A 7,033-nucleotide genomic window follows, 5' to 3' on the forward strand; every position below is an offset into this window, starting at 1 on the left:
TAAAATTTTTGCGTTGACTTTTAATTTTTTGAATATTAAGCTAAAAAACGTAAAAAATTATTTGCGCCTTAAAATATCGGAGATGGAGATAGGTGCAAAAAAGGGGATGGGACCATGAAAAAAGAAATTAATGCTCTTTGGGCACTTTTAACTTTTGCAATTATGATTATTACGATGCTTATTACAGTAGTTGTATTAGAGCAAAGCCCTCACGTACCTCTTCTTGTTGGCACAACTGTAGCAGCAATTGTTGCTAAAATGCATGGATTTAAGTGGATGGAAATTGAGGAAATGATGTATAAGGGTATACGCCTAGCTTTACCAGCAATTGTCATTATTATTTTAGTAGGTTTGACAATCGGTGCATGGATCGGTGGCGGTGTCGTAGCAACAATGATCTTTTACGGCTTAAAATTAATTTCTCCAGCATGGTTCTTAGTAACAATTATGCTGTTATGTTCAATCGTTTCATTGGCGATTGGTAGCTCGTGGTCTACAATGGCAACAATCGGTGTTGCTGGTATGGGGATTGGCCTAAGTATGGGAATTCCAGCAGCAATGATTGCCGGAGCAGTTATTTCAGGTTCTTATTTTGGTGATAAGATGTCGCCTTTATCAGATACGACCAATCTTGCAGCAGGTTTAACTGGAACTAATCTTTTTGATCATATTAAGCATATGCTTTACACAACAATTCCGGCCCTTGTCATTGCACTCGTTGCCTTTGGAATTATGGGGAGAAAATTTGCAGATGTCTCTATGAAGTCAGAAGAGATTTTAACAACTCTAAAAGTAATGGAGGAAAGCTTTGTTATTTCTCCGTTACTATTACTTGTACCAGTAGGTGTTATTGTATTAGTTGCAAAAAAAGTGCCAGCAATTCCAGCTTTAATTATTGGGATTGTATCAGGTTTCTTACTACAAATTTTTGTACAGGGCGGTTCAGCTGCAAGTGCTGTACAAGCATTACAGGCTGGATTTGAAATCACTACAGGTAATCAAATGGTGGACGAGCTATTTAATCGTGGTGGTCTAGACTCAATGATGAATACGGTTTCAATGACAATTGTAGCAATGACATTTGGTGGTATTTTAGAATATTCTGGCATGTTAAAAGCGCTTATGAACGTTATTGTAAAATTTGCTAAGTCGACAGGTAGTCTAGTAGCTTCAACAATCGCAGCTTGTGTAACAACAAATGCTACATGTTCTGAGCAATATATTTCGATAGTAGTACCGTCACGTATGTTTGCAGGTGTTTATCAACAACGTGGTTTACACTCTAAGAATCTATCTCGTGCGTTAGAGGATGGAGGAACATTAACCTCTGTTTTCTTCCCTTGGAATACTTGCGGGGTGTTTATCTTAGCAACATTAGGCGTAAGTGCTATGGAATATGCACCATATGCGATTCTTAACTTCACTGTTCCTATTATTTCGATTATCTATGCTTATATCGGGTTTGCGATTGTAAAACTAACTCCTGAGGAAATTGCAGAGGCAGAGAAACGTAAAAAAGAGCAAGAAATAAACGATGCAAATATGGCAGTAGTGGACTAAGTCCAAATTACCCCATCTACTAGCTAACCTTAGTCTCGCAGATGCAAAAGTATCTGCGAGAAATTTTTAATAAATAGCAAAGTTCAGTTCATAGATTGTGCGTGGACGACCTTGCTGATGGGGCATTTCTTCACCTACGACTTTAGCATAGCAGTTGTCTACTAATTTTTTAATAATACGCTCTGTTGTACGTCTTGTAACCAGAAGGTATTCTGAGAGATTGTGAGCGGTAAATTGGGCTGATTGTCGCTCTCGGCTAAAGTTGATGATTTTTGAAATATTTAAAGGGCTTAGGCTTGTTAGCTTTGCCATTTGTAAAACGTAAGGATCATCCGTTTTTAAAGCTAGTTTTACTTCCGATTTTGGAAATGGACCTAGCAAATTTTTATGTTCATCAAGTATATATATTTCATAGGGCTTTGCAAAAGTTAATGCGTTTTTTGCATTTTGGCTCGCCTCAAGAATGGAGTGACCAAAACCAAAAGCAAGCTTAAAGGGTATTTCAATGTGTTGCATTAAACTTTGCAAATTTTCTTTTACAAGGGTATTTTGCAAATATCCTGCTGTAGTATAAAGTTCAAAAGAATTTGCAGTAATTTGTTTGTAGGTTGAATGTGTGGCTGCGGTAATCTTCGTTAAAATGTAGGTGTCTAATGAAATGTTTTCTGGAGTTTCTAATAGACCTACAACAGCTTTCACAGATTCTGACTTAGTTAAAAGTGATTGAGATTTTGTTTCTTCTAAGTATTGTACAATTGAATTTGTTGCATCTATCATACGCATAGCAGGTATTTGACGTTCTTGTAATTCATCAAAAACACTATGAATACTTGTAATGACATAATCAATGCTTTGTGTATTCCATAGAGCTATATGCTGCTCTAGTATTGCTTGAGTAGGTCTCGTAATAGCGATCTGCTGAATATAAGGCTTTGGACCAGAATACTCAATTTCTTCAAGAACATTTGCCACAAAAGCAGGATCCATCACATCGATAGAAATTCTGCTTAAAGATATTGCATGATTGGCCATTACTGAGAGCAATGTTGTGGAAATAGCAGTTTCGTCTTGTTTTATATAATTCCAAGGGATTGGAATTTCTGATAAAAACGATTGGGCATATAAATAAGGTAATGTTCCCCCAAGAAATAGCGCATCACATGGTCTAATTTGCTTTAATAATATAGGTGCCTCTTCAGGATGGCTGTAAGGATAAAATTCTAATTGAATATTCTCTATGTTTTGTGCAATACTATTAATACGTTTCATAAATGCTTTAGAGCAAATAACTGCTATTTTAGTAGACATGGGCAACATTCCTTTTCTATATTTTTTAATTAATTAACGACATATTAACGACAACTAAATTATACAGGAGATTGATAAAAATGAAAATCCAACAAGTAGAAATTTTTGCAATTCATTTACCATTAATTGAACCATTTATTATTAGTTATGCTACATATGATTCAATGCCTTCTATTATTTTAAAGGTTACGACAGATACTGGTATTATAGGCTATGGGGAAGCTGTGCCAGATGAGCATGTAACAGGGGAGACATGGGAAAGCACGTATGCTGTTTTAAAAAATCAGCTAGTACCTGCAATCATTGGAGCGAACCCAATGGAATTTGAAAAAATTCACGATAAAATGAATAAAATTGTCAAGGATGTACCTGCCGCAAAAGCTGCGATTGATATAGCTTGTTTTGATATTGCTGGGAAAGCACTGCAGGTTCCAGTATATCAGCTGTTAGGTGGTCGTTATCATGAGAAATTCCCTATCACACATGTGTTAAGCATTGGAGCACCAGAAGCGATGGCAGAAGAGGCAGCAGGTCGAGTAGAAATGGGCTATCGTTCATTTAAAATGAAGGTAGGTACAGAGGTTGTACGTGATGTTGCTCGTATTAAGGCGGTGCGCGAACGAGTAGGAGAGGACATTGCCATTCGAGTAGACGTAAACCAAGGCTGGGGGAATGCATCCACTACATTACAAGGTTTACGTGCAATGAAAGACTTAAATATTGATTGGTTAGAGCAGCCAGTAGATAGTGAGGATATTGATGGAATGGTTGAGATTAAGTCAAAATCCGATGTTACACTAATGATTGATGAAGGACTTCGTGGTGTACGTGAGATGCGTGAAATTATTGCAAAGCGTGCAGCAGACAAAGTAAATATAAAACTAATGAAATGTGGTGGCATTTATCCTGCTATGAAGCTAGCGGTGATGGCTGAAATGGCTGGTATCGAATGCCAGATTGGTTCAATGGTAGAATCATCTGTTGGCTCAGCAGCAGGCTTCCATGTGGCATTCTCTAAAAAAATTATGACAAGTGTAGAATTAACAGGTCCATTAAAATTCTCCAAGGATGTAGGAAACCTACATTATGATGTCCCGTTCATCTGTTTAAATGAAAAATCAGGTTTAGGTGTAGAGGTGGATGAAGAGATTCTTAAAGAATTATGTAAATTCTCAACGGTTGTAACGGCCTAAGGAGGCACAGTATGGAAAAAATCTATGAAGGAATGCTTGGAGAAACACCGTTTTATGTAACAACATTAAATCTTCAGCATTTACAAGAAATTGAGAATTTACAAGTTGAGGTTTATGAATCATTGGCTGACCAAAGTATTTTACAGCCACTTACTACTGAAGAATTCGAATATATTTTAAAAGGCAATGGCATGATGATAGGTGCTTATGTTGGACAGGACCTAATAGCCTTCCGTGCGCTCTTAAACCCTCCTGTAGATAATGAACATCTTGGCTATGATTGTGGGATTGCGGAGGATGCATTCAATCGTGTTTTATATCAAGAAATTTCGAATGTTTCCCCTAAATACCGCGGTTTTGGCTTACAAAAAACATTAGCTAATATTGTGATGAGTCAGATTGATTTAGCGAAATATGATTATGTTTGCTCTACCGTAAAGCCGTATAATATTCCTAGCTTAAAGGACAAATTCTCTCAGGGTTTAGTGGTGAAAGGATTAAAGATTAAGTACGTAGATAAGTTACGCTATATTTTCTTTAAAGATTTACAACAGGAGCTACCAATTTTTAAAGAAAAGAAAACAATATCGATGGATGATACGATTGGTCAGCAACAACTTTTAAAACAAGGTTATACTGGTACTTCGATGTATGAAGATCACAATGATTGGTTCATTGTTTATGAAAAATAAAAAAATTATAAGCCCTGTTCTTCACAGATTGCGAAGAGCAAGGGCTTTTTTTGCGAATGTTTGTTATTTTTTCATTGGGCAAAAGCCACAAGCCATTAAACCAGGAATGTCCTTGGAAAAACAACATGATTTTCGGACAGGGACATTTACTAAATTTGATGGGCTTTGACCACCTGTATATTGTGCCCACCATGACTTGTTTGAGAAACGTGCCCAAGTTTTAGGATCCTCTAATATTTCAATATCATCCATCGCTTGGTCTGCTAATCCAGGGTTTGATAACAACATATGATAGTGCCACAGTAGATAACCAAAGAAATTTTCCCAAATTGTCAAAGGCGAAACAGATGTTACTTTACGAAGCTGTTGCACAATAACATGCCCATCATATAAGATCTTCTCTATAACTGATTGACGCTCATCCTCATTCACGTAACGCCAATCATTTGGGTTGACAAACATTGCGACTGTAAAGCTATTAAATTCCTTTGCAGCATCAAAGCGAAGCTCAATTGGCTTGCCATCCCATACCTCGTCATAAGCAGCAAGCATGTAAAACTGCATGGCGAAAAACATTCCGTAGCGGCGTCCAAAATGGGAGATGGCTGCTGCCTCTGTTGCTGCGTCCGTAATACCCATCATCAGATTTAAAAAGTCAGGATGGTAAAAGTCCTTATGTATATCGGCTAATGTAAATAATGTTCGTTTCGGCTCTGTCGTATAAATGCTATAGGAATTTAATTGTCGAACTTGATCCATCGTTAATGCTGGCATTGTCATCACCTATTCTTTCAATCGTTTGCTATTTCAATTATAAATTATTCAATTTTTCTTCACAAATGGAAAGCGATATATTAAAATACATTAAACATATCTGAAAGGTAGGTTTTTGATGTCACAGCCACAAATAATTCCAAGGCCGCTTGTTCGACTCAATCAGTGGACGATTCTTTTAAGTGTCATTCTCACATGGCTAACAGGGGTTAGTTGGATTTTAGCTATTCCTTTAGCAGCAAATTTACTAGGTGTTTTAGTTAATTTTAATCCCATTATTCGATGTGGAAGGCTATTTTTAAAAAAAGCACCTTCTTCCTATATACCAGAGGATGCCCAGCAGCAAAAATTAAATGCAAGCATTGCAAGTTTTTGTTTAGCAGGTGGATTCATTACTTTTCTGTTAAAGTGGCAGGTGATTGGCTATGTCTTTACAGGAATGGTAGCTATAGCTTCATCGATAGCAATTGCAGGCTTTTGTATAGGTTGTTTCCTACATTTTCAGCTAAAACAATGGCAATATCGCCGCTCGTTAAAGAAGGCATTGTAGTTATAAAAAATTTTAATAATTAATTTTCAGATTACTGTTGACATTTTAATTGATAATGATTATCATTATCGTATAAAGATTATTCCTCCTCTACAATACAGTGTAGAGAGGATGAACTTTAGCTACTTTTCTCCAGAAGTTTGCTAGTTCATGATAACGCTCCTAAAACCCCCCTCATTTTTTGGGAACGTAAAATCTCAGAGCGACTTATGCCTATATGGATAAGTCACTCTTTTTTTGATTAGAGATGGGAGTATTCTGTACCTAACGCTTTGCTTTCGGTACAAAAACAGTTGTTGTTGTTGTCGCTATCGCTATCGCTTCGCTTTCGCACAGAAAAAATTTGCTGAATCAAGATTAAAGAGATTGTTTTTCGATATAGGCTTTAAATGTCCTTACTATATTGGATATTTAACTAAATAAAGGGGGTATTAGAGTATGTTTTATATTAAAAAATTCCAAAACAATAAAAAAGACTTAGAGTTTCTTCGAGATATGTTATATGAATCAATACACATTCCTGAAAATAAACCATCAAAAGAGACATTGCTAATTACGACTTATATAAGAAAGTATCATGAGTGGTGGGGGATAGAGGGAGATAAAGCTTTAATTGCCTTCAACAAAGAAAATCAAACGATTGGAGCTGTCTGATATAGATTATACACTTCTCTTAGCGTAGATTTTGAAAATTGTTCTGCTATTAATATTTACAACAAATTAGGCTTTAAAGATTTAGGGACATCTAAAACGATGATTTACAATATATATCGTAATTTTAATTTAAAAATGAAAATGTACATCACTAAAGTAAATTTAATGATATACACATGTTGTTGAAATACTATTATGTCAATGAAATCAAGGTGACAAATTAATAAGTATAGCCCTTTTTCAAAACGAGGGGTTGATCTCCGTTCCGACTGAGTGCTTTGCCGCTGACGCTTCGCTTTCGC

7 protein-coding genes are annotated in these 7,033 nt (G+C 36.2%); 5 read left to right on the forward strand and 2 right to left on the reverse strand.

What is annotated here, in order from left to right; all coding sequences use genetic code 11:
- The first annotated feature begins 114 nt into the window (after window positions 1-114).
- Window positions 115-1,560, forward strand: a complete 1,446-nt coding sequence (gene nhaC, locus AC1RNS_RS16290) for a Na+/H+ antiporter NhaC (RefSeq protein WP_492994148.1) — start codon at window positions 115-117, stop codon at window positions 1,558-1,560.
- 66 nt (window positions 1,561-1,626) lie between these two features.
- Here the strand turns inward: nhaC and AC1RNS_RS16295 are convergent, their stop codons facing one another.
- Window positions 1,627-2,868, reverse strand: a complete 1,242-nt coding sequence (locus tag AC1RNS_RS16295) for a hypothetical protein (RefSeq protein ID WP_492994149.1) — start codon at window positions 2,866-2,868, stop codon at window positions 1,627-1,629.
- An 80-nt stretch (window positions 2,869-2,948) separates the two neighbouring features.
- Here AC1RNS_RS16295 and AC1RNS_RS16300 point away from each other — a divergent pair, with 80 nt between their 5' ends.
- Window positions 2,949-4,061, forward strand: coding sequence for a mandelate racemase/muconate lactonizing enzyme family protein (locus AC1RNS_RS16300; protein WP_492994151.1), 1,113 nt, complete (start codon window positions 2,949-2,951; stop codon window positions 4,059-4,061).
- Window positions 4,062-4,072: 11 nt separating this feature from the next.
- A complete protein-coding gene (locus AC1RNS_RS16305) occupies window positions 4,073-4,753 on the forward strand; it encodes a GNAT family N-acetyltransferase (RefSeq protein ID WP_492994152.1) in 681 nt (226 codons plus the stop codon).
- 63 nt (window positions 4,754-4,816) lie between these two features.
- Here the strand turns inward: AC1RNS_RS16305 and AC1RNS_RS16310 are convergent, their stop codons facing one another.
- Window positions 4,817-5,527, reverse strand: a complete 711-nt coding sequence (locus tag AC1RNS_RS16310; protein ID WP_492994154.1) for a Fe-S oxidoreductase — start codon at window positions 5,525-5,527, stop codon at window positions 4,817-4,819.
- 118 nt (window positions 5,528-5,645) lie between these two features.
- Between AC1RNS_RS16310 and AC1RNS_RS16315 the strand changes: the two genes are divergently transcribed.
- Both AC1RNS_RS16315 and AC1RNS_RS16320 read left to right on the forward strand, forming a co-directional pair.
- Window positions 5,646-6,077 (forward strand): DUF4395 domain-containing protein, encoded by a 432-nt coding sequence (locus tag AC1RNS_RS16315; protein ID WP_492994155.1) that lies wholly within the window; start codon window positions 5,646-5,648, stop codon window positions 6,075-6,077.
- A 438-nt stretch (window positions 6,078-6,515) separates the two neighbouring features.
- A complete protein-coding gene (locus AC1RNS_RS16320; protein WP_492994157.1) occupies window positions 6,516-6,731 on the forward strand; it encodes a hypothetical protein in 216 nt (71 codons plus the stop codon).
- Window positions 6,732-7,033 lie beyond the last annotated feature (302 nt).

The sequence above is a fragment of the Lysinibacillus sp. GW821-FHT14F06 genome (assembly GCF_058803665.1).

What these genes read in the sequence shown, in the direction of transcription:
- AC1RNS_RS16315 (WP_492994155.1), top strand. Translation starts at nt 5,646, where the DNA reads ATGTCACAGCCACAAATAATTCCAAGGCCGCTTGTTCGACTCAATCAG.
- nhaC (WP_492994148.1), top strand. Translation starts at nt 115, where the DNA reads ATGAAAAAAGAAATTAATGCTCTTTGGGCACTTTTAACTTTTGCAATT.
- AC1RNS_RS16310 (WP_492994154.1), bottom strand. Translation starts at nt 5,527, where the DNA reads ATGCCAGCATTAACGATGGATCAAGTTCGACAATTAAATTCCTATAGC.
- AC1RNS_RS16305 (WP_492994152.1), top strand. Translation starts at nt 4,073, where the DNA reads ATGGAAAAAATCTATGAAGGAATGCTTGGAGAAACACCGTTTTATGTA.
- AC1RNS_RS16320 (WP_492994157.1), top strand. Translation starts at nt 6,516, where the DNA reads ATGTTTTATATTAAAAAATTCCAAAACAATAAAAAAGACTTAGAGTTT.
- AC1RNS_RS16300 (WP_492994151.1), top strand. Translation starts at nt 2,949, where the DNA reads ATGAAAATCCAACAAGTAGAAATTTTTGCAATTCATTTACCATTAATT.
- AC1RNS_RS16295 (WP_492994149.1), bottom strand. Translation starts at nt 2,868, where the DNA reads ATGTCTACTAAAATAGCAGTTATTTGCTCTAAAGCATTTATGAAACGT.